At 43.7% G+C, this 18481-nt stretch carries 27 protein-coding genes; 25 read left to right on the forward strand and 2 right to left on the reverse strand.

Annotated features, from left to right (window positions below):
* Window positions 1-18: 18 nt before the first annotated feature.
* Genes BDE27_RS11785 through BDE27_RS11830 form a run of 10 tightly spaced genes read left to right on the forward strand, consistent with a single transcriptional unit; the run spans window position 19 to window position 7938 of the window.
* Entirely contained in the window at window positions 19-723 is a 705-nt protein-coding gene (locus BDE27_RS11785) for a hypothetical protein (protein ID WP_244208773.1), read from the forward strand.
* Between the two features lie 16 nt (window positions 724-739).
* Window positions 740-1759: a phage coat protein gene (locus tag BDE27_RS11790; protein ID WP_099133961.1), complete on the forward strand. Its 1020-nt coding sequence runs from the start codon at window positions 740-742 to the stop codon at window positions 1757-1759.
* A gap of 47 nt (window positions 1760-1806) precedes the next feature.
* The gene (locus tag BDE27_RS11795; protein WP_099133976.1) at window positions 1807-2280 is read left to right on the forward strand and encodes a DnaT-like ssDNA-binding protein; all 474 of its coding nucleotides are present in this window, start codon (window positions 1807-1809) and stop codon (window positions 2278-2280) included.
* A gap of 1 nt (window position 2281) precedes the next feature.
* Window positions 2282-2635, forward strand: coding sequence for a hypothetical protein (locus BDE27_RS11800; RefSeq protein WP_099133962.1), 354 nt, complete (start codon window positions 2282-2284; stop codon window positions 2633-2635).
* Between the two features lies 1 nt (window position 2636).
* Window positions 2637-3218 (forward strand): hypothetical protein, encoded by a 582-nt coding sequence (locus BDE27_RS11805; protein ID WP_099133963.1) that lies wholly within the window; start codon window positions 2637-2639, stop codon window positions 3216-3218.
* A complete protein-coding gene (locus BDE27_RS11810) occupies window positions 3215-3616 on the forward strand; it encodes a phage tail terminator-like protein (protein WP_099133964.1) in 402 nt (133 codons plus the stop codon). Before BDE27_RS11805 ends, BDE27_RS11810 begins: the two co-directional genes overlap by 4 nt.
* 44 nt (window positions 3617-3660) lie before the next feature.
* The gene (locus BDE27_RS11815; RefSeq protein ID WP_099133965.1) at window positions 3661-4317 is read left to right on the forward strand and encodes a phage tail protein; all 657 of its coding nucleotides are present in this window, start codon (window positions 3661-3663) and stop codon (window positions 4315-4317) included.
* Window positions 4318-4357: 40 nt separating this feature from the next.
* The gene (locus tag BDE27_RS11820; RefSeq protein WP_099133966.1) at window positions 4358-4657 is read left to right on the forward strand and encodes a phage tail assembly chaperone; all 300 of its coding nucleotides are present in this window, start codon (window positions 4358-4360) and stop codon (window positions 4655-4657) included.
* Window positions 4658-4686: 29 nt separating this feature from the next.
* The gene (locus BDE27_RS11825) at window positions 4687-4959 is read left to right on the forward strand and encodes a DUF1799 domain-containing protein (protein WP_099133967.1); all 273 of its coding nucleotides are present in this window, start codon (window positions 4687-4689) and stop codon (window positions 4957-4959) included.
* Window positions 4960-5013: 54 nt separating this feature from the next.
* Window positions 5014-7938 (forward strand): phage tail tape measure protein, encoded by a 2925-nt coding sequence (locus BDE27_RS11830; protein ID WP_099133968.1) that lies wholly within the window; start codon window positions 5014-5016, stop codon window positions 7936-7938.
* Window positions 7939-8130: 192 nt separating this feature from the next.
* Here BDE27_RS11830 and BDE27_RS11835 read toward each other — a convergent pair whose 3' ends face one another.
* Entirely contained in the window at window positions 8131-8643 is a 513-nt protein-coding gene (locus tag BDE27_RS11835; protein WP_167450594.1) for a hypothetical protein, read from the reverse strand.
* A 188-nt stretch (window positions 8644-8831) separates the two neighbouring features.
* On the opposite strand from BDE27_RS11835, the gene BDE27_RS11840 reads away from it, so the two are divergent.
* The 4 genes from BDE27_RS11840 (at window position 8832) to BDE27_RS11855 (ending at window position 10646) form a co-directional block, all read left to right on the forward strand.
* Complete coding sequence (locus BDE27_RS11840; RefSeq protein ID WP_099133969.1) at window positions 8832-9215, forward strand: hypothetical protein; 384 nt, start codon at window positions 8832-8834, stop codon at window positions 9213-9215.
* Window positions 9216-9251: 36 nt separating this feature from the next.
* Window positions 9252-10106 (forward strand): hypothetical protein, encoded by an 855-nt coding sequence (locus BDE27_RS11845; protein ID WP_099133970.1) that lies wholly within the window; start codon window positions 9252-9254, stop codon window positions 10104-10106.
* Between the two features lie 100 nt (window positions 10107-10206).
* Window positions 10207-10449, forward strand: a complete 243-nt coding sequence (locus BDE27_RS11850) for a DUF1902 domain-containing protein (protein ID WP_099133971.1) — start codon at window positions 10207-10209, stop codon at window positions 10447-10449.
* Window positions 10449-10646 (forward strand): type II toxin-antitoxin system HicA family toxin, encoded by a 198-nt coding sequence (locus BDE27_RS11855; RefSeq protein WP_099133972.1) that lies wholly within the window; start codon window positions 10449-10451, stop codon window positions 10644-10646. The genes BDE27_RS11850 and BDE27_RS11855 overlap by 1 nt, the downstream gene beginning before the upstream one ends.
* Window positions 10647-10680: 34 nt before the next feature.
* On the opposite strand, the gene BDE27_RS11860 is transcribed toward BDE27_RS11855, so the two are convergent.
* Entirely contained in the window at window positions 10681-11454 is a 774-nt protein-coding gene (locus tag BDE27_RS11860; RefSeq protein ID WP_099133973.1) for a LexA family protein, read from the reverse strand.
* Between the two features lie 116 nt (window positions 11455-11570).
* Between BDE27_RS11860 and BDE27_RS19490 the strand changes: the two genes are divergently transcribed.
* From BDE27_RS19490 to BDE27_RS11910, 11 genes are all read left to right on the forward strand, one after another.
* The gene (locus BDE27_RS19490; RefSeq protein WP_167450595.1) at window positions 11571-11729 is read left to right on the forward strand and encodes a hypothetical protein; all 159 of its coding nucleotides are present in this window, start codon (window positions 11571-11573) and stop codon (window positions 11727-11729) included.
* A 67-nt stretch (window positions 11730-11796) separates the two neighbouring features.
* Complete coding sequence (locus BDE27_RS11865; protein ID WP_208638594.1) at window positions 11797-12654, forward strand: KilA-N domain-containing protein; 858 nt, start codon at window positions 11797-11799, stop codon at window positions 12652-12654.
* A 357-nt stretch (window positions 12655-13011) separates the two neighbouring features.
* Entirely contained in the window at window positions 13012-13779 is a 768-nt protein-coding gene (locus BDE27_RS11870; RefSeq protein WP_099133974.1) for a phage antirepressor N-terminal domain-containing protein, read from the forward strand.
* Window positions 13780-13811: 32 nt separating this feature from the next.
* Window positions 13812-14849 (forward strand): IS630 family transposase, encoded by a 1038-nt coding sequence (locus BDE27_RS11875; protein WP_120211325.1) that lies wholly within the window; start codon window positions 13812-13814, stop codon window positions 14847-14849.
* A gap of 183 nt (window positions 14850-15032) precedes the next feature.
* A complete protein-coding gene (locus BDE27_RS11880) occupies window positions 15033-15287 on the forward strand; it encodes a type II toxin-antitoxin system RelB/DinJ family antitoxin (RefSeq protein WP_099132328.1) in 255 nt (84 codons plus the stop codon).
* Window positions 15277-15570, forward strand: a complete 294-nt coding sequence (locus BDE27_RS11885) for a type II toxin-antitoxin system RelE family toxin (RefSeq protein ID WP_099132327.1) — start codon at window positions 15277-15279, stop codon at window positions 15568-15570. Before BDE27_RS11880 ends, BDE27_RS11885 begins: the two co-directional genes overlap by 11 nt.
* Before the next feature lie 86 nt (window positions 15571-15656).
* On the forward strand, window positions 15657-16004 hold the full coding sequence (locus BDE27_RS11890; RefSeq protein ID WP_167450596.1) for a phage tail protein: 348 nt from the start codon (window positions 15657-15659) through the stop codon (window positions 16002-16004).
* Window positions 16001-16741, forward strand: a complete 741-nt coding sequence (locus BDE27_RS11895) for a phage minor tail protein L (protein WP_099132326.1) — start codon at window positions 16001-16003, stop codon at window positions 16739-16741. The genes BDE27_RS11890 and BDE27_RS11895 overlap by 4 nt, the downstream gene beginning before the upstream one ends.
* Before the next feature lie 60 nt (window positions 16742-16801).
* Window positions 16802-17110: a hypothetical protein gene (locus BDE27_RS11900; protein ID WP_099132325.1), complete on the forward strand. Its 309-nt coding sequence runs from the start codon at window positions 16802-16804 to the stop codon at window positions 17108-17110.
* Between the two features lie 57 nt (window positions 17111-17167).
* Window positions 17168-17872 (forward strand): C40 family peptidase, encoded by a 705-nt coding sequence (locus BDE27_RS11905; RefSeq protein ID WP_099132324.1) that lies wholly within the window; start codon window positions 17168-17170, stop codon window positions 17870-17872.
* Entirely contained in the window at window positions 17873-18448 is a 576-nt protein-coding gene (locus BDE27_RS11910) for a tail assembly protein (protein WP_099132323.1), read from the forward strand.
* The last annotated feature ends 33 nt before the right edge of the window (window positions 18449-18481 follow it).

An 18481-nucleotide genomic window follows, 5' to 3' on the forward strand; every position in this document is an offset into this window, starting at 1 on the left:
CAAAACCCGAGGTTTGCGATGTTTAAGTTTTTATTAACAAAAGAAGAGTTCGAGGCATTAACTGATGACCAAAAAGCCATGTACAAAGTGCAGGGTGATAAATATCAGTTACAGATCGAAGGGTTGCCTGAAATTCCCGACGTTTCCGGCCTACAAAAGAAAGTCGATGAATTACTTTCTGAGAAAAAATCTGAACAAGAGAAACGCCGTCAGGCGGAAGAAGCAGCCAAGAAAGCCGCAGACGAACAAGCCCGTAAAAACGGTGACATTGAGGCACTGGAAAAAAGTTGGTCTGAGAAACTCACTGCACGAGAAAAAGAGTTATTGGCACAACTCGAAGAAAAGGACACTAATTTGCGCACATTGCTGGTGGATAACGTGGCTCAGTCACTGGCGGCTAAATTGGCAGGCGACAGTGCAGAGTTGCTTTTACCACATATCAAATCACGCCTAATCGTTGAAGAGGGCAAAACACGGGTTGTAGATAGTGAAGGTAAACCCTCTGCACTGACTATTGACGATTTAGAAAAAGAATTCCGTAGCAACAAGCTGTTTGCGCCTGTTGTTATCGGCAGTAAAGCGACCGGAACCGGCGGTGAAGGTCAGCGCCAAACTGTTGCCAGAGGTGGCGGTAAAACTTGGCACGACTATACGGAAGCAGAACGTATCCGTCTGCTCGAAGAAGATCCTGAGGAATTTAAACGCCTCGCAAAAACACAGTAACAGGAGCATGAATTAAATGGCAACAACTCGTTTATCCGATATTTTTCGTGGTGATTACTATCAGGCTATCGCTCCACAAAACAGCCCAGAAAAAACCGCCGTTTTTGAGTCAGGTATCATTACCCGCCTGCCTCAGTTGGATGCTATCGCCTCTGATGGACAAGGCACGGCAACCATTAACTACTGGAATGATTTAGATGCGAACGAGGCACCTAATGCCACGTCCGACGACCCCGATCAGATAGGTAAGGTAGGAAAGGCCAGTCAGTCCAGCCTGAAATCACGTGTTCTGTACCTTAACAAGGGCTATGGCGTAGCTGACTTGGCGGCAGAGCTGGCAAACAGTGAACCAATGACCCATATCCGTAACCGCTTTGGTACTTATTGGACTCGGCAATGGCAGCGTTATCTCATTGGGACTGCGCGTGGGATTATTGGCAACAACATTGCGAACAATAATAGCGACATGGTGATTCAGGGTGGCAATGAAATCTCAGCCAATAACCTGATTGATGCGGCATTTACCGCAGGTGATGCCGCCGACACGTTCAGTGCTATTGGTGTTCACTCTGTCGTCATGAAACAAATGGCGACCCAGAACCTGATTGAGACTATCCGCGATTCAGAGGGGCGCGTCATTCTGCAAACATACCTGGGTAAACCCATCTTCATGGATGACAGCCTGAAATATCAGGACGGGCGTTATCTGACGGTCTTTTTCGGCGGCGGTGCGTTTGGTTACGGCAGTGGTAACCCGCATACTCCGGTTGAATTGGATCGTAAGGCGTCAGGCGGTAATGGTGGTGGTGCTGAGGTGTTATGGGAGCGTAAAACGTTTATCTTGCAACCCGCTGGTTTTAGCTGGCTGGGAGAGGAAGATCCCAATAAGACCCCTTCCATTGATGATATCGCTCAGGCAACTAATTGGCAGCGCAAATTTGACCGCAAAAATGTACCGTTTGCGGCGGTATTGAGCGGTAAGCCTGATTCTGGCAGCGAAAAAGCCAAAAATTCCGAGCAGAATTCTGGCAAGTGATGAGTAATCAACAGGGGCTTAATTGCCCCTTTCTCTTTGAGGTGAGCATGATTGATTCAGATAAAAACTCGCCAACGTTTAACAGTTACGCCAGTGTTGAAGATTTAAGGCGATTTGCTACTCAGCGGGGCTATTCATTACCTGATGGTGATTTGTCGTCTCTCCTGTTTCAGGCGATGGACTATCTGTCCACTAAGCAATGGAAAGGGAGAAGAGCTAATGCAGATCAACCGCTGGCATTCCCCCGCAAGGGAATTTATATCGATGGTGAGTCAGTGTCGGATGATGTTATCCCCAAGCCGATAATCCAGGTTCAGTGTCGGCTGGCTATTGATTCTCTGGAATATGATCTGACCCCCACAGTAGGCGGCGAAGTGCTATCTGAGGCGGTTAGTGGCGCAGTAGCGGTGACCTATACGGAAGGAACTAATTCAGGCAAGCCAAACATATCTTGGTTTAATTCCATGCTACATGACTTTCTATCTGGTAGTGGTACGACATTTAAAGTATTCAGGGGGTGATATGGCAACTTTCTACCCTAGAATGCAAAAAACGTCTGAACGATTGCTAAAAAAGTATGGTGCCGAATTTCAGGTAAAACGAAAAGGGCAGCACTGGGTGGATGATGAAGGCAAAGAGCATCACGAACCGGAAAAGCAGTTCAGCGCTGTCGGAGTAAAAACCAAGTATAACCCTAATGAGATTGACGGTTCACTGATACTGTCTACGGATATCAAGATGGTGTTTTCGTCTGATATTGAGCTAAAAAAAGGTGATCGTGTGCTGGTGGATAGTGTTTGGCTGAGGGTGATTGAGCCTAACCCAATAAAACCCGCAGATTTCATACTCTGTTACCAATCTCAGTTGAGGGCGTAACATGGCAGATCCATTTATGGCGTCCATTGATGCGTTTGTGAATAAAGCGAAAGGCAATATTGAAGCCGCATCAAGAGGAACGTTTATCAAGATATTGTCACGACTGATTATCATGTCGCCTGTTGGCAACCCTGAACTGTGGAAGGTCAATCAAACGGCAAGAGAATACAATCAGGCTGTACATGATTGGAACGAGCAGCAGCGGTTAGATCCTAAAAATTTGACCCCAAAGAAGCGGCAGCTAAAAAAACGTGCTCGTGTCACTGATTCTATGGATATCAAAGCACCTTCTGGATATACGGGTGGACGATTCCGCGGTAATTGGCAGATCACTTTTGATGACATTCCCACAGAAGAGACAGGACGCATTGATAAAAGCGGCAATATGACTAAAGCCGTGGGTGATTTGGTTATTGGTCAGTTTCAGGTTGGGGTAAAATCGGTCTATTTCTCAAACGTTGTGCCGTATGCTTATCGTCTGGAGATGGGGCATTCGAAACAAGCGCCAAATGGCATGGTTGCAGTAACAGCACAGGGATTTCAGAAGTTCTTTAGTGAGGCTGTTACGGAGGCGAAATCATGAACCAGTCAATAATAAATAACGCTATTCGGGCGCTGGTGGCAAAAATAGCCAAACAGGAAAGTCTAAACGTGGCGTGGCCGAATATACCATTTGATGACATTAACGAACCGTATTTGCAATTACATATTATGCCAGCAACAACACAAAACATTGGGCTGTCGTTGGATATGCCAATCTTCCGCGGTGTGATTCAGGTGAATGTGGTGGGGAAATCCGGTTCGGGTGATTCAACCCTGATGAGTATTGCTGTCCGAGTAACTAAATTCCTACAGAACGGCTTGTCATTGGTCGAGGATTTATACCTCAACGATGAGCCGAATATCTTTCCTGCCATACAGGATGGCACCAACTACACCATTCCCATACGTACATCTTATCGATGTGACGCAGTTCGATAACACAGCCGCAATTAGCGGTTTCTTATGCATAAAAGAGGTTAACGATGGCCTATAACATTCCTAATGGTTCCCGTGTTTATATTGCAAGTAAGTACGGGAATGAAATCAAAGTAGTATCCGCGTCTAACGCAGAAGAGGTAGTACTGACGGTTGAGTCAGCTACGGGCATTGCTAAGGACGATATCGTTCATGTCAATTCTGGCTGGAAAAAAGCCTCTGGTGCTTATCGTGTTAAATCGGTCGCAGAAAAGAGCGTCACGTTGGAAGGACTGGACACCACGGACAAGAACGTATTCCCCGTGGCTGGTGGTGCAGGTTCATTGAAAAAAGTGCTGGAGTGGGAGGTAATGCCGCAGGTCATGACATTATCCACGGAAGGTGGCGATCAACAAACGCAAGAAGTTCAGTTCTTAGAAGATGAGCAAGCGGAAACTATCGATACCTACAAAAATGGTGTTGTTCAGGTTTACACCTTTGCTCACGACGCCAAGTTACCTATCCGTAAGTTGCTCATGAAACTGGATGACAGCAAGCAGATCACTGCTATTCGTTTCTATAACAAACGTGCAGCGGAAGACCGCTATTATACCGCTTCCGTTTCGTTTCAGCGTGTGCCCAATACCGCAATGAATGAAGTGGAAAACGTCACCGCGCGATTCTCTCTTAAATCTGAAATGCAGATTTATACCAACGCAGAATGATCACGCCCCCTTTACGGGGCTTTCTTTTGAGGATTTTTTTATGGCTTTTACACTTGTTCCTAACCCTAAATTCAAAGCAAATGTCCAGATCCCCGTTGCTGGCAAAGAAGATCCGGAAGTGGTGACATTTACATTCAATCACAAGCCCATCAGTGAGCTGGATAAAATGCGGGAAATGCCAGCGGTGGAATTCTTTGAGCAAATTGTTGCTGGCTGGGCAATAGAGGAACCCTACAACACTGAGAACTTAAAACTGTTGCTGGATAACTATCCGTCAGCAACAACAGCAATCACAACCACCTACTACAACGAACTACTGGGTAATCGCGAAAAAAACTGATAGCGGTCGCTGAGGCATTGTATGGCGGAATGAGTGCAAAAGATGCCGTTGATTTTGAACGGGCGTTTGGCTTTATCCCGGAAGAATATGATGTTGAGGTGTGGCCTGATGTATGGGATTCGTATCTGACTTTCAGTGCAATGCGCACACAGTGGCGTGTTGGCATGAACGGCGCTACGGGTCTAGATTACTCCCCGCTGAATCAGGTCATGGATTACCTCAACATCAAAGACAGAGCGACCGTATTTAACGATATTCGGGTGATGGAAGTTAAGGCGCTCGAAGTCATGCATAAGAAGTAACAACTCCTTTTGTGACCTCCTTCGGGAGGTTTTTTATACCCGAAGGAAAGAGAAATGACTGATGTAGCAACTATCTCATTAAAGGTTAACACCTCTGATCTTGAAAGGGGTGAGCAGAAATTAAACTCATTTAAAGAGGCCGCTGATAAGGTCAGTAATTCCACAAATAAGTTATCCAACGAGTCAGAAAAAAACGCTTCGGCCTCTGCTGCTATGGCGAAAGAGATTGACCGGATACACCGAAGTGTTTCGGAGTTAGCAGCTAAGGAGCGGCAAGCTGCGTCAGCTTCAAAAGTTCTTGCGGCGGAACAAGATAAAGTCGCTGAGGCGTTTTTCAAACAGATTGATGCCATTAAACGTAATGCTACCTCGACAGAGCAGTTAACCAAGATTCAGGCGGAAGCCAGAAAAGCCAGACAGTCAGAGAAGCTAGACCTTGAATCCTATCGCAACATCCTTTCTGACATTATCGGCAAAAAGAAACAGATGGCAGAGGCTGATGCGAAACAGGCCGCAGCAGGTCAGGCGTTTCTGGCCAGACTGAAAGACCAAATTGCAACCCAAAATCTCAGCCGTAATGAATTACTGAGATACAGGGCGGCACAATTAGGCGTGAGTTCAGCGGCAGATATTTACATCAACAAGCTAAAAGAAACGGGTAAGGAAACCAAGAACTTAAACCGGAATAACAATTCGGTTATTGCTGGACTTAAAAATCTCTCCGATTCAATGGGTATGGGAACATTGTTACGTGGCGGGGGATGGGGCGCGGTAATTGCAGGAGTAGGTGGGGTTGCCAAAGCTTATTATCAGGCTTTAGAAGTACAGGAAAATTTTAATAGGGCTGTTATTGCCTCTGGGCGATTCGCAGGAATTACTCAGGGACAATTGATCGGTTATGCAGAGAATATCAGTAAAACGGGTGCAGGCGCAGAAGTTGCCGCCGAGGCGCTCATTAAGCTGATGAATGCAGGGCTTAAGCTCGACGTAGATATTAGTAAAGCAGGGCAATCTATTGTCGAGTTTTCTCGTTATTCTGGGCAGAGCGTTGATGAGTTGGTTTCACATTTCGCCCGATTATCTGATGATCCCTATGGTGGCTCTGTTGCCCTGAACAAGCAATATCGCTATCTCTCCGTGAACGTACTCCAACATATTAAGGAATTAGAACTTCAAGGAAAAATAACGGAAGCCGTTACTTATGCCACGGATGCATTGAGCGGAGCGATGGCTGAACGTGCGAATGAAATCCGAAATAGTATGGGTACATTGCCTAAGCTATTTGATGAGATTAAACGCGCTGCTAATTTTATGTGGGATTCGATTGCTGGATTAGGTGCTAAGCCATCTGATATAGAGCACAGAGCCAGATTGGTGTTAAAAATCGGCTCGGCAGAAAATGACCCTCGTCGCCATAATGGAAAAACGCCTAGTGTATCAAATGAAATATTAAATCAGTGGAAGAAAGAACTGCGTGAACTGGATACTAAGGTAAGGAAAGAGAAGGAATCCGCAGAACTTCAAGAGCGCAGTATTACCAGCCAAATTAAGTTTAACCAGTTGGTTGATAAAGGGACGAGTTGGGCAGAAAAAAGAAAGCATGAACATAAAATGCTAAATAAATTGATACAAGAAAATATCCAACTGGCGAAAGAAGGTAAGATCAAGCTATGGACGACAGAGGATATTGCGAAAGCTCGCGCCGGTATCGAACACGAATTTCGTGACCGTCGAGGACCTGGTTATGGGAAAAAACCGCCTAAAGAACCTAAATTTAAAGTTGATGCAGGGACTCGCTTAGATGAAGCGGCGCAAGCTCGTACACGAGCACTACAAGCTGAGTTAAAAGCCCTACAAGACGAAAGTAAATATGTTGGCATCGTCAGTCAACAGCGCCGGGAATTATTTAAAATACAGAGTCAATTAGCCATTCTTGAGGAAGTCAGAGACGGTGACAATAAGCGTAGGCTTAGTGATGATGAAAAAGCATTATTGTTGAAAAAAGAATCTATCCTTGCTGAAAAGCAGGAAGCTGCTGAAATTGGCGACCAGATTGAAAAGCAAAAACAACTTAACGGCTTAAGACTATCCAATGATGGATTGGAAGAAGAGTTAAGACTCCGTCGTGAAAGCATTGGTAAAACTGAAGTTCAGATAGCCAAGCAGACTGAATTGCTCAAGCTGAAAAATGAGTGGTTAAAGAAGGGGGGGGCTGAAAGCGACTCTGAATATCTACGTGGAATTGATCTGGTCGAACAAAAATATGCGGATGAGAAAGCTCTTCGTTCTAACTGGGAAGATGGATTTAAAAGAGGGTTCGAGAATTTTGAAAGGGAGGCATCAAATGCCTACGGCAATGTTGCACAAATCTCCCAAGCAGCCTTTGCGGGTATGAGCAACTCTCTGTCTGATTTTCTTCTCACTGGTAAGGCTAACTTTGGCGATTTCACTAAGTCAATTCTTAGCATGATTACCAAAATGCTCATGCAAATGGCTATGTTGCAAGCCATGAAAGCGGCATTTGGTGGTACTTCATTTGGGGCTACGCTTGGATTTGCTGGTGGTGGTTACACTGGAGATGGTGGCAAATACGAGCCTAAAGGTGTAGTTCATGGTGGTGAGTTTGTATTTACCAAAGAGTCAACTCAGCGTTTAGGTGTTGATAATTTGTATCGGCTGATGGATAGCGCCAAACGTGGATACGCTGCTGGTGGTCATGTTGGCGGCTCTCAACCAATGACAGTAAGTACTCCGACACCAAGAATGTACGGGATGCAACCTACGCCCGCTGGTGGAGTTCAGGTCAATCTTGGCGGCATTCATGTAGAAAACCAGCAACAGCAATCTACCGCTTCAAATATCGATGCACGGGCAGCAGAGCTATCACTGACGAAGAAAATAAGGTCTGTGTTAGTTCAAGAAAGCCGTGATGGTGGTGATTTGTATAAAATCATTAGAGCGGTTAGTGGTAGACGGTAGAAATTATTAACTAAACAGCCACCGAGTTGGTGGCTTTATGAGAGGTAGGTATGAAAATATTTACATCATTGATACACCCAAACGGATTTTTTATCCATGCCGAATGGCCTGATAATCACTTTTGGGTGCTTATGAGTGGCTCACTTGGCTGGGGGAAATTCAGCCTAGTCAGACGTTCACAAGAATTCAGTCCTACTGGAGGAATTTTTGAATTATCTGAAACGCGACCGGTAGATTCGCTATCCCCTTCGCCAATAGTTCGTTCATCAAATGTGTTATGGCGCTTGCCGGAAGCTCACGAAGTTTTGATTTCAAGCTCGACTTCACATCGGAATTCGCATCAAAATTTACAATAAGTTCCTCAAGAGCTTTAATTGAATCGCTGTGAATGCGAATAGTTTGTACTTTTAAAATAGCACTGAGTCCACCATCATCCAGCAGAAAATCAATGCCTTTCTCAGTGATAAAACATGTATGGTTATTAAAAATGTATGTCACACCATCAAAAGTTGTACTTTGTATAAAGGGTTTTTGGATTAGTTCATGCATTTCAAGGTAAAGCATGTTTGCTATGAGGTGATCGGGGTTATTAAATTTACCTAAAAGCCCCTCATATTCTCCATCTTCCAATGGATTTGGGAAAGCGTTATATAGGTACGTCAAGATATCTAACTGTAACGCCCTGTCGTATTTATCTATATCCATCTCACATCTCCCCGAAGTTAATCAGCCATCCCTTCGGTTGGTGGCTTTGGGCTGAGATGTAACCATAAACCAAATGAGAATATATGCTTATGTGTAGATCACATTAAGACTTGTAACTGTCCATTTTGCTTCATTTTGCACCATACTTTGATTAAGATTCATGTATCTGATTAAAGTGAGGATGGAAGATGAAGAAGTTTTTTATTTTAATTGTTGGCTGTATGTTCCTGATTACAGGTTGTGTTACCCCTATGACAAAACAGGAAATTGCAAGCGCTAAGTATGATAAATTGCCAGCTAATTATCAGGAAGTATTGAAGGATATCATCGCCTATACACTGAAAGATCCAAGTTCAGCAAAGTATAAGTTTCATGATGCTAGATTAGCTTATACTCCGGCATCAAGGAATGTGGCTTATGTTGTTCCAGTAGAAATCAATGCCAAAAATAGCTATGGCGGTTATACAGGTTATAAAACAAGATATTACGTTTATATTGATGGGAAATATAAAGATGTGACGACAGGAGTTCAATATACAGCAGTTAAGTGGGCTGATGAAGTGACGAAATAGCCAGTAAGCGAATTAATTAAATGAGGAATGGTGGAGATGAAAAATTTTGGGATCTTCCTTCTGGTTATTGGTGTTCTTGCTGTTTTTGCATCATTTAATATGGATGTGAGTGTAGCAACTGGATATGGTGGAAGGGTTAATAATATCGGGTTGGTGGCTCAAAGAGAAAATCTCTTGTTGATTAGCTGCTTTGTCGTTTTGTGTGGTTTGTTGTTGGCTATCTTTGGAGGAAAAAAAACTCTTAATGGTGATAGTAAAAACAATCAAATGAAGTGTCCATTTTGTGCAGAACAGATCAACGTTGAAGCGCTTAAATGCAAGCATTGTGGCAGTGATGTTCAGGAAAAAATAGAACAAATAACCCTTAAGAAATTTAAGCCATCAAATGTCCCTCCTGAGTTTTTTTATAAAAGAAGGAAGGATGGGATAGAGTTAATAGATGATAGGGTTAAGGAGCTATCAGAAACGTTGATAAAAGCAAACATAGACAAGGAAACTCAAGAGATAGAGCTTCATTATCAATCGGAAATAGAGAGCCTTAATAAAGGGTTGCCCAAGGCAATTCAGAAACAATTTCAAGACAGGTATGTATACTGGCTTCACAACATTGATTTGGTCAAGGTAGACCCTATTGTGAAAGCCGCAAAAAAAATTGTTAACACAGAAGATCTTCTTATAAAGAAAAGAGACGGCTTCATGATAAATGATGATGGAGTGAAAAAGTTAGTCGAATCATTTTTTATTCAATCTCCAGATTCAACGAACGTGTATCAAGATTTTGAAGATGAGATCTACACGATAAAACGCACTCTACCTAGTGAAGTTCATGAGACATTTATCAGAAAAATAAAGTATTGGAATAATGAATTAGCAGATAATAACAACAGATAATATATCCTGCTGGGCTTTAAATTCGGTGGTTTTATAACCAATTAATGCTAAGATTGAGATAGATAATCATTCATTAACTCAGGATACAGAGGGGTAATACATGGGAGTGGTTATAGCAAGACTTGAAGCGTTTGTTGTAAATGTTATCCATGCTGACATGTGGATCGCTGAGTGTGATGAGCTTGGATTGGTTACAGAAGCTAAGACTTACGATGAGCTGACAGAGAAAGTTTGGGAAATTGCGCCTGAACTTTATGAGATTAATGGCCTAGGCGACCATTCTGAGGTTATCCGTATTAAGTTTGTCCAAGAGCAATCATCTGATTCAAGGGTGGCTCTCTGATGGGTTCTGGCTTATATCCGCAACTGAAAGAAATCTTATTAGCACACGGGTGTTACTTTGTCAGGCAAGGCAAAGGGAGCCATGAAATATGGCGTAGCGATATAACCAACAAAGTATTCAGTGTGCCATATACAATAGTCTCTAAACATACCGCCAATGCAATACTGAGACAGGCGGGTATTAAAGAAAAAATTTAATATTATTGCTGTGCCAGCCTGCACAAACAGCCCCTTACGGGGCTTTTTTGTTGAGTAGTTGCTCAAGCATGGAGTGGATAGAACTTAATTTCTTATCCATCTCTTTAAGGTGTGAATCTTTCTTAGTGATATGAATCGGCAAGGAATCTCTTTTTGAATGGATATCGAATTGTGATTGTACTGCAATACCTAAAACTTCAAGGCTCTTTCTATTAAAGGGTATAACTTCATAGCTAGAATTTAAAGGTCTAAGAAACCATTTACCCTGGTCGAAAAAGATCTGCCTAACCATAGAATCACCGTTAGTCATGGAAAAAGTAAAAACAAAGTCACCATTTTGAGCTGCGAGATTTCTGTCAAAAATAACCACAGTTCCTTCAGGAAAACTGAGTCCTGACTCGGATTCCATGGAATCTCCTGAGATTTTAACGGCAAAACAATCAGAACTCGCATTAGGAGGAGCCAAAACCGAACCATGACCAATGCCAGTAACAGACGCAGTAAAACCAATTGTTGAAAATACATCACTATAATATTCCATCACTGGAATCTCATGTGTTGTCACTGTCTTGCGAATGTTACCTAGATCAGGTTCATCACCAACTCCGATTGCTAACCATTCTCTACTTGTGCCAAGTGCCGCAGCTAAATTAGTTAGAACATTATCCCTTGGCTTTGAGTCTCCAGCTTCATAGGCAGCGATCTGTCTTCTGACAACACCAACTTTATCGGCTAATTCTCCTTGAGTTAGATTGGCTGCCTGTCTAGCCATTGAAATTCGTGTTTTAAAATTGTCATTAATTTTCATATGTGAAGTCCAAAAAATTCATATTGACACATGATGGAATCATGAGCTATAACTAATAGTACATTATGAGAATGTGTAGTTACAAATACTCACAGGAGATAAAAATGCGAAAAGATATGAGACCCTCACCATACCCATTCAGAATGAAGCCGGAAATGCGCCAATGGCTAGAAGATAAAGCCGAAGAAAAGCGCCGCTCTGTACAGGTTCAATTGGAGTACATAGTAGATATCGTGATGGAAATGGAGAAAAAAGGTGAGTTACAACTTCCATAAAGACGAAACCCCAACGGCGGCAACCATCGGGGTCTCTAATTTGTCAGTAACGCTCGAAGAAACCAACATGTCAACCATAACAGAGAGTGACAATATGAATAATGTAGCAAATAAAAATCTTCCTGTCATTGCAGGCGTAGAAATCACTACCGATTCAGCAGGTCGTTTTAATCTGAATGCGCTTCATAAGGCAAGTGGTACTGGTTCAAATAAAGCCCCTGCGCAATGGTTAAGAACGCAGTCAGCTAAAGAATTGGTGTCAGAACTTGAATCTAACTTATTGAAAGGTAGTCACTGTGCAAATATGCACACTGGTCATAAAGTGCTCAATGCTGTTTTAGGTGGCACCAATCCCGGTACTTTCGCTCATGAGTTAATAGCCGTTTCATATGCTGGCTGGATCAACCCGTCATTCCAGTTGCAAGTCAACCAGACTTTCATTGATTACCGTTCTGGTAAGTTGGTTGAACGGGTTCATGTACAAATTCCCCAATCACTACCCGAAGCACTTCGTCTGGCGGCTGACTTAGCAGAACAGAAAGCCGCACTTGAGCACAAGGTGGAAAGCATGGAAAACCTGTTCAAAGAGGGCATGACCGCCACGCAGTTCTGTAAAATGCTTAACGGAGTGAATGTTCAAAAAGTAAACCATTTTCTCCATCTGCATAACTGGCTCTACAACGAAAGCAAATCAGGTAAAAATTTACGCTGGCGGGCAACATCCTACGCACGTGATCGCTACCTGACAGAAAAGCAAAATGAATTCAATCTTCACGGTGAAGAGGCTTTCATTAAATTTCAGCCTGTTCTGCTACAAAAAGGCGCGCAAAAAATTTACCAGCATTATCTGGCAAATGAATTGCCGATGAAAAAGAACTGGGATGGGCTGCATACCCATGACAAATCCGTGAGCGTGGCGGCATAAAAGCCATCGTTTTGATGAACGGGAGATTGCATGTAGTATTTCCAAACTTGCCAAAATGTTGAGTGTGAAAGTAGCTGCTTAACGGGGTTTGAGGCCATGGGCGGCGATCAAATACTGATCTATTTAGATTTATTGATCAATCTAACAGTGATAATCAGTATTAACAATAAATATTTACACGTAATACGCGTGTAAATAGTTGAATATTCGAGGCGCTTCGCAATTCACAATGGATTGTCTTTACAAAACGTTACAATCACGAGATAAATAGAACGCGCTAAAACGGCGAAACCCCCGACTACTGGTAATAGTCAGGGGCTTCTTATACAACATCTACAATCTTGCAGGAATATAGACATGTTAAGTATACCACTTAATGAACCAAGTAAAACTATCAACGTCCCATTTCATGGCACCGATCTATATGTCGTTAATTATAACGGTGAGCCGTATGTACCGATGAAGCCGATTGTCGATGGCATGGGACTAGCTTGGCAATCGCAGTTAGAGAAGATAAAACAAAGGTTTAAATCAACTGTAACGGAAATCGTTATAGTTGCCGCAGATGGTAAAAAGAGGGAGATGATTTGCATTGCCCTCCGCAAACTTGCTGGCTGGTTAGCAACTATCAGCCCCAATAAAGTTAAAGCGTCGATCAGGGATAAAGTCATCCGGTATCAAGATGAGTGCGATGATGTTCTTTATGAATACTGGACTACGGGCGAGGTTAAGGCGAAGGGAACCACAACCCAAGACCGTACCCCTCTTCGCGGACTGGTTAATACTCTGATGGGTAAATATGGAGTCAGTAATAAAAAGCTATTCCAGATGATTCATCATGAGTTCGGGGTAGGTCATATAAATGAGTTAACCAACGACCAGCTTCCCTCTGCGATAGAGTATCTGGCGACTAAAGCAATTGAGGGTGAGTTTTTGGGGAAAGAGGCGTTACCAATCCCTAATAGCTATTCTGGTTTTACTGGCAGGTTATTAATGGAACTGGAACGAGGGGAAGTGCTTTATTCTCAGGCGCTGACTCCTAAACATTATGTTTCTACCATAAACGACTTTATGGAAATAGCTCAACGTGCTGGCTATATACCAATCGCCATTGAAGATGCTTGATTTCTTATCCAAATCAGATCATGCATGCAACCATGAAAATTCATCTGACACCAGAACAAAAACACGCCCTTGAATTGATGCATGATACTACTCGCGACAGTCGAGTCTGTGATCGCATTAAGGCGGTGCTTTTGGCCTCAGAAGGTTGGACTGCTCAGATGATTGCACAGGCCTTGCGTATTCATGAAAGTACGGTCAGCCGTCACCTGAAAGATTTTATCGCGCAGGAAAAGCTCACCCCAGAAAATGGCGGCTCTGAAAGCCATCTCTCTGCCGAACAAACCGCCGACCTGATTGATTATTTGACCGCCAATTTGATGCATACCACAACCCAAATTGTGGCCTATGTCCAAGCCCGTTGGCAGGTTTCTTTCAGCGTGGGCGGAATGACAAAATGGCTTCACCGCCAAGGTTTCAGCTATAAAAAACCCAAGGGTGTTCCTCATAAATTCGATGCGCACAAACAGCAACAATTTATTGATGACTACAAGGCGCTGAAAGAGGAAGCGGGGCAGAATGAACCGATCCTATTTATTGATGCGGTGCATCCTTCACAGTCCACAAAGCTCAGCTATGGCTGGATGAAAGCAGGAAAAAATCAGGTAAAAGGGATCGAAACCACCGGCAGTCGTACCCGTCTCAATATTCTGGGCGCCCTGAATTTACAACGGATTGAAGACACCGTGATCCGTGAATATCCGCGCATCAATGCCGAAAATATCGCCTATTTCTTCGGTGCGCTCCGAGAAACTTACCCGCTTTCGCAAAAAATCCACATCATTTTGGATGGAGCGGGTTACCATCGAGCCGAGTTGGTGAAAGATATTGCGTATGTCCTGAATATTGAATTGCATTACCTCCCGCCTTACAGCCCAAACCTCAATCCGATAGAGCGATTGTGGAAGTATATGAATGAGCAAGTGCGTAACAATATCTATTTTCCGGATGCGAAGACCTTCCGTGAAACTCTTCGTCACTTTTTTCATGTCACTTTGCCAGAAAAAGCGAAAGAGCTCACGACTCGACTGACTGATAATTTTCAGATTTTAAAACCTGCATCTTCAAGTTAGATTGGTATATACTGATACATAAAGAAGATATGCAGCCAATGATGAAGGCATTGGAAAGTTATAAATTTAACGCATAACCCCAAGCCACGGACGGCTGGTTTTACGAAACTTTCGTAAAATTCATTGCGGAATAGATGCAATAATGTACAATGTAATACAAACGTAATTACATATGGTGATGCTATGAGCACAATTCAGATCAGAGTGGATGAAGAACTTAAAAAGAATGCATATCAGGCATTTGAAAAACTGAATCTATCTCCTTCCGATGCCATGCGGCTCTTTCTACGCTATGTAGCAGAAAATGAGAAACTGCCGTTCACAGAAGTATCCGTGATGGTCTCGGAGCAAGACGAAGATGAGGATATTCTTGATGTCGTGAGGGAGCGCTTAAAAAATCCCGCTAAACGCATCCGGGTAAATATCGATGAAATTTAACATTGAGTTTGACGAGCGTGCTTTAAAGGAATGGCATAAGCTGGATGATACCATCCGTGAGCAGTTTAAAAAGAAACTACGGAAGCTACAAGATAATCCTTATATCGAGTCAGCCAGATTATATGGTGATTTAGCTGGCTGTTTTAAAATAAAACTTCGCTCTTCTGGATTTCGTCTTGTCTATCAGGTGATAGATGAAGAGATTGTGATCTGGGTGATAGCGGTAGGCAAAAGAGAAGACTCGAAAGCCTATAAGATAGCCAGCGAACGAATTGCACGATAAGCCATAAATTCATAACTAACCCGCACTCGCGGGTTTTTCATTTCTAAGGCCGCTTAACTGCGGTTTTTTTATTTATAGGTACTCATATGGCTATTGAAGTATTTAAGTGGCGAACTCAAATACAGGATTCGCCCAGTGGTGAATTTAAGCACCGAATTAAATCGATTGAGTTTGGGGATGGTTACAAACAAGTTTCTGCTGATGGTATTAACCCAGAAAGTCAATCGTGGCCTTACTCTTATATCGGCGTGAAAGAAGAGGTAATGCCTATCTTTCAGTTTATCCGCAAGCATACTTTAAAATCATTCATTTGGACGCCACCGTTTGGTGAGAGGGGATTATATCGGGTCAAAGCGGACTCAATAACCATGATTCCAATGGCGGGCGGTGTTATGAAAATATCAGCAATATTCGAACAGGCATTCAGCGCATGAAAATTAATGCAGATTTACAACGTCTTGAGTCGGGGAATAAAATTCTTTTGTTTTCTGTCGATGGTTCAGTATTCGGTGGACCAGAATTATATTTCCATAATCACCCTATTTCTTATACAGAAAAGGAACTGGAAGGTGATATAGGTAATTTACCGATAAAGTCTATCTGGTGGCAGGGTGTGGAATATAAGCCGTGGCCGGTCAAAATAGAAGGGCTGGAGGTCAACAGTGATGGCAGGGCGATATCCCCCACGCTCAGTGTTGCCAATCTGGATGGTACTATCAGTGCCCTGTGTCTGGCGTATCAAAATATGGCTCAGGCGCGTGTAACTATTCGCATGACCTTTGCGCATTATCTGGATGCCCGTAATTTCCCCGACGGCAACCCACAAGCCGATCCGACACAGGAAAAAATCGATGTTTTCTATATCGACAGTAAGACCCATGAAGATAATGAAAGCGTCCAGTTTACTCTGTCTTCGCCTGCTGATTTACAGGGCATACAAATCCCCACTCGTCAGATACATAGCTTGTGTACATGGTGTATGCGTGGGCTGTACCGCAAATCCCCCTGTAATTATACGGGAACGCGGTATTTTGATGAGGACGGCAATCCAACAGATGATCCCTCTAAAGATGCTTGCGGGGGATTAATGAGCGATTGCAAGGCCAGATACGGAGACGATGCCCAATTGCCCTTTGGCGGGTTTCCGGGTTCTGCGTTGCTGAGGCGGTGATTATTTGCTACAAATAGGTGATATGATGACCAGTCTAAATTTTGTAGATAGGACAATAACATGAAATATCGTCTACTTTTTGTTGTCACTGCGCTGTTGTTTTTATCCTCATATGCGGTTGCTCAGGATGGGTATTGGTATGAGGGGTGCCCGAAGTACTCAACGAAAGGATTAAGTGAATTAATCCAAAGAACAAAAACTACACCCATTGAGTCTATTGGTGAATTGCAGCAGTACAGCAAGGGTGAAGTAGAAGTAAATATAGAAAAAATAAAGTGTGATTTGCGTAATCTGGCAGAACATAGGCAGAAATTAAAAGATAAACTGAAAGAAATAGAAGAATTAGAAAAGTCTCAAATCCACTCGTAATTATTACCTTGAATGAAAAATGGCCCCGTTTGGGGCTTTTTTTGTTATGGAGCCGCTATGCGCCCTCATATTATTCATTCCATCCTAGATCACGCGCAGGCCGACTACCCGAATGAATGCTGTGGTCTGGTGATTCAGAATAGCCGCAAACAGCAATATATCCGCTGTCGCAACACTGCTCCCTCACCCACAGAACAATTCAGCCTGCACCCAGAAGATTACGCCGAGGCTGAGGATGCCGGTACTATTATTGCCATTGTTCACAGTCACCCCGACGCGACAACACAACCCAGTCAGTTAGATATTGCGCAGTGTGACCTGTCACAAATCCCGTGGGTGATTGTCTCATGGCCTGAGGGGGATATTCGTACAATTATGCCCTCGGAGGGTATCAAGCCTTTACTGGAGCGCCCGTTTGTCCATGGTATCTGGGATTGTTACGCCATTGTGCGCGACTGGTATCGGCTGGAACGCAACATTGAATTACCCGATTTTGTCCGCATTGATGGCTGGTGGAACCGGGGCGAAAACCTCTATATGCAGCACTATGCGTCGGCGGGTTTTGCTGAGTGCAGCGGGGAATTACAGACCGGTGATGTGATCATCATGCAGATACAGGCCAACGAACCTAACCACGCTGGCGTGTATATCGGCGATGGATTAATGTTACACCACATGTACGGTCAACTCAGTAACCGTGTGTCTTACAGTGGCTACTGGCAGGAGCGCACGGTGAAAATCGTCAGATATCAGGAGCTATAAATGGAAACGATACGCACAATACGCCTCGGCGGTACACTCGGCTCTCAGTTTGGGCGCGAATATAAACTGGCAGTATCCTCTTCAATAGAGGCTGTTCGGGCATTGTCTGTGCTGGTTGACGGCTTTGAAAAGTATCTGTTAACCGCCAGAGAGCGCGGATTAACCTTTGCCGTGTTTATCGGCAAGCGCAATATCAGTCAGGATGAACTGGCCTTTTCCGGGGAAGGGGATATTCGGATTGTGCCGGTGATTATTGGTAGCAAAAAAGCCGGGATATTACAAACCATACTCGGGGCGGTGATGGTCGTTGCCGGCGCGTTTATGTGGGCGACTCCGTGGGGTGCACCGATGGTCATGTCCGGTGTGGGTATGATGCTGGGCGGTGTGGTACAGATGTTATCACCGATGCCGGGCGGACTGGCGCGACGGGAAGATCCCGACAACAAACCCTCGTATGCGTTTGGTGGCCCGGTTAACTCCATTGCGCAGGGGAACCCCGTTCCGCTGGGTTACGGAAAGCGGCGCATCGGAGGTGCCATTATCTCAGCGGGCATCTACGCCGAAGATCAGCAATAACGCTACATTGTTTTTAGTCAGGTCGCTTAGGCG

Origin of the sequence: Xenorhabdus ehlersii, from assembly GCF_003610465.1 — a bacterium.
Classification (GTDB): domain Bacteria; phylum Pseudomonadota; class Gammaproteobacteria; order Enterobacterales; family Enterobacteriaceae; genus Xenorhabdus; species Xenorhabdus ehlersii.

Bases quoted from the DNA above. Each gene is read 5' to 3' on its own strand.
- BDE27_RS11785 (WP_244208773.1), top strand. From the start codon at position 19: ATGTTTAAGTTTTTATTAACAAAAGAAGAGTTCGAGGCATTAACTGAT.
- BDE27_RS11790 (WP_099133961.1), top strand. From the start codon at position 740: ATGGCAACAACTCGTTTATCCGATATTTTTCGTGGTGATTACTATCAG.
- BDE27_RS11795 (WP_099133976.1), top strand. From the start codon at position 1,807: ATGATTGATTCAGATAAAAACTCGCCAACGTTTAACAGTTACGCCAGT.
- BDE27_RS11800 (WP_099133962.1), top strand. From the start codon at position 2,282: ATGGCAACTTTCTACCCTAGAATGCAAAAAACGTCTGAACGATTGCTA.
- BDE27_RS11805 (WP_099133963.1), top strand. From the start codon at position 2,637: ATGGCAGATCCATTTATGGCGTCCATTGATGCGTTTGTGAATAAAGCG.
- BDE27_RS11810 (WP_099133964.1), top strand. From the start codon at position 3,215: ATGAACCAGTCAATAATAAATAACGCTATTCGGGCGCTGGTGGCAAAA.
- BDE27_RS11815 (WP_099133965.1), top strand. From the start codon at position 3,661: ATGGCCTATAACATTCCTAATGGTTCCCGTGTTTATATTGCAAGTAAG.
- BDE27_RS11820 (WP_099133966.1), top strand. From the start codon at position 4,358: ATGGCTTTTACACTTGTTCCTAACCCTAAATTCAAAGCAAATGTCCAG.
- BDE27_RS11825 (WP_099133967.1), top strand. From the start codon at position 4,687: ATGAGTGCAAAAGATGCCGTTGATTTTGAACGGGCGTTTGGCTTTATC.
- BDE27_RS11830 (WP_099133968.1), top strand. From the start codon at position 5,014: ATGACTGATGTAGCAACTATCTCATTAAAGGTTAACACCTCTGATCTT.
- BDE27_RS11835 (WP_167450594.1), bottom strand. From the start codon at position 8,643: ATGGATATAGATAAATACGACAGGGCGTTACAGTTAGATATCTTGACG.
- BDE27_RS11840 (WP_099133969.1), top strand. From the start codon at position 8,832: ATGAAGAAGTTTTTTATTTTAATTGTTGGCTGTATGTTCCTGATTACA.
- BDE27_RS11845 (WP_099133970.1), top strand. From the start codon at position 9,252: ATGAAAAATTTTGGGATCTTCCTTCTGGTTATTGGTGTTCTTGCTGTT.
- BDE27_RS11850 (WP_099133971.1), top strand. From the start codon at position 10,207: ATGGGAGTGGTTATAGCAAGACTTGAAGCGTTTGTTGTAAATGTTATC.
- BDE27_RS11855 (WP_099133972.1), top strand. From the start codon at position 10,449: ATGGGTTCTGGCTTATATCCGCAACTGAAAGAAATCTTATTAGCACAC.
- BDE27_RS11860 (WP_099133973.1), bottom strand. From the start codon at position 11,454: ATGAAAATTAATGACAATTTTAAAACACGAATTTCAATGGCTAGACAG.
- BDE27_RS19490 (WP_167450595.1), top strand. From the start codon at position 11,571: ATGAGACCCTCACCATACCCATTCAGAATGAAGCCGGAAATGCGCCAA.
- BDE27_RS11865 (WP_208638594.1), top strand. From the start codon at position 11,797: ATGTCAACCATAACAGAGAGTGACAATATGAATAATGTAGCAAATAAA.
- BDE27_RS11870 (WP_099133974.1), top strand. From the start codon at position 13,012: ATGTTAAGTATACCACTTAATGAACCAAGTAAAACTATCAACGTCCCA.
- BDE27_RS11875 (WP_120211325.1), top strand. From the start codon at position 13,812: ATGAAAATTCATCTGACACCAGAACAAAAACACGCCCTTGAATTGATG.
- BDE27_RS11880 (WP_099132328.1), top strand. From the start codon at position 15,033: ATGAGCACAATTCAGATCAGAGTGGATGAAGAACTTAAAAAGAATGCA.
- BDE27_RS11885 (WP_099132327.1), top strand. From the start codon at position 15,277: ATGAAATTTAACATTGAGTTTGACGAGCGTGCTTTAAAGGAATGGCAT.
- BDE27_RS11890 (WP_167450596.1), top strand. From the start codon at position 15,657: ATGGCTATTGAAGTATTTAAGTGGCGAACTCAAATACAGGATTCGCCC.
- BDE27_RS11895 (WP_099132326.1), top strand. From the start codon at position 16,001: ATGAAAATTAATGCAGATTTACAACGTCTTGAGTCGGGGAATAAAATT.
- BDE27_RS11900 (WP_099132325.1), top strand. From the start codon at position 16,802: ATGAAATATCGTCTACTTTTTGTTGTCACTGCGCTGTTGTTTTTATCC.
- BDE27_RS11905 (WP_099132324.1), top strand. From the start codon at position 17,168: ATGCGCCCTCATATTATTCATTCCATCCTAGATCACGCGCAGGCCGAC.
- BDE27_RS11910 (WP_099132323.1), top strand. From the start codon at position 17,873: ATGGAAACGATACGCACAATACGCCTCGGCGGTACACTCGGCTCTCAG.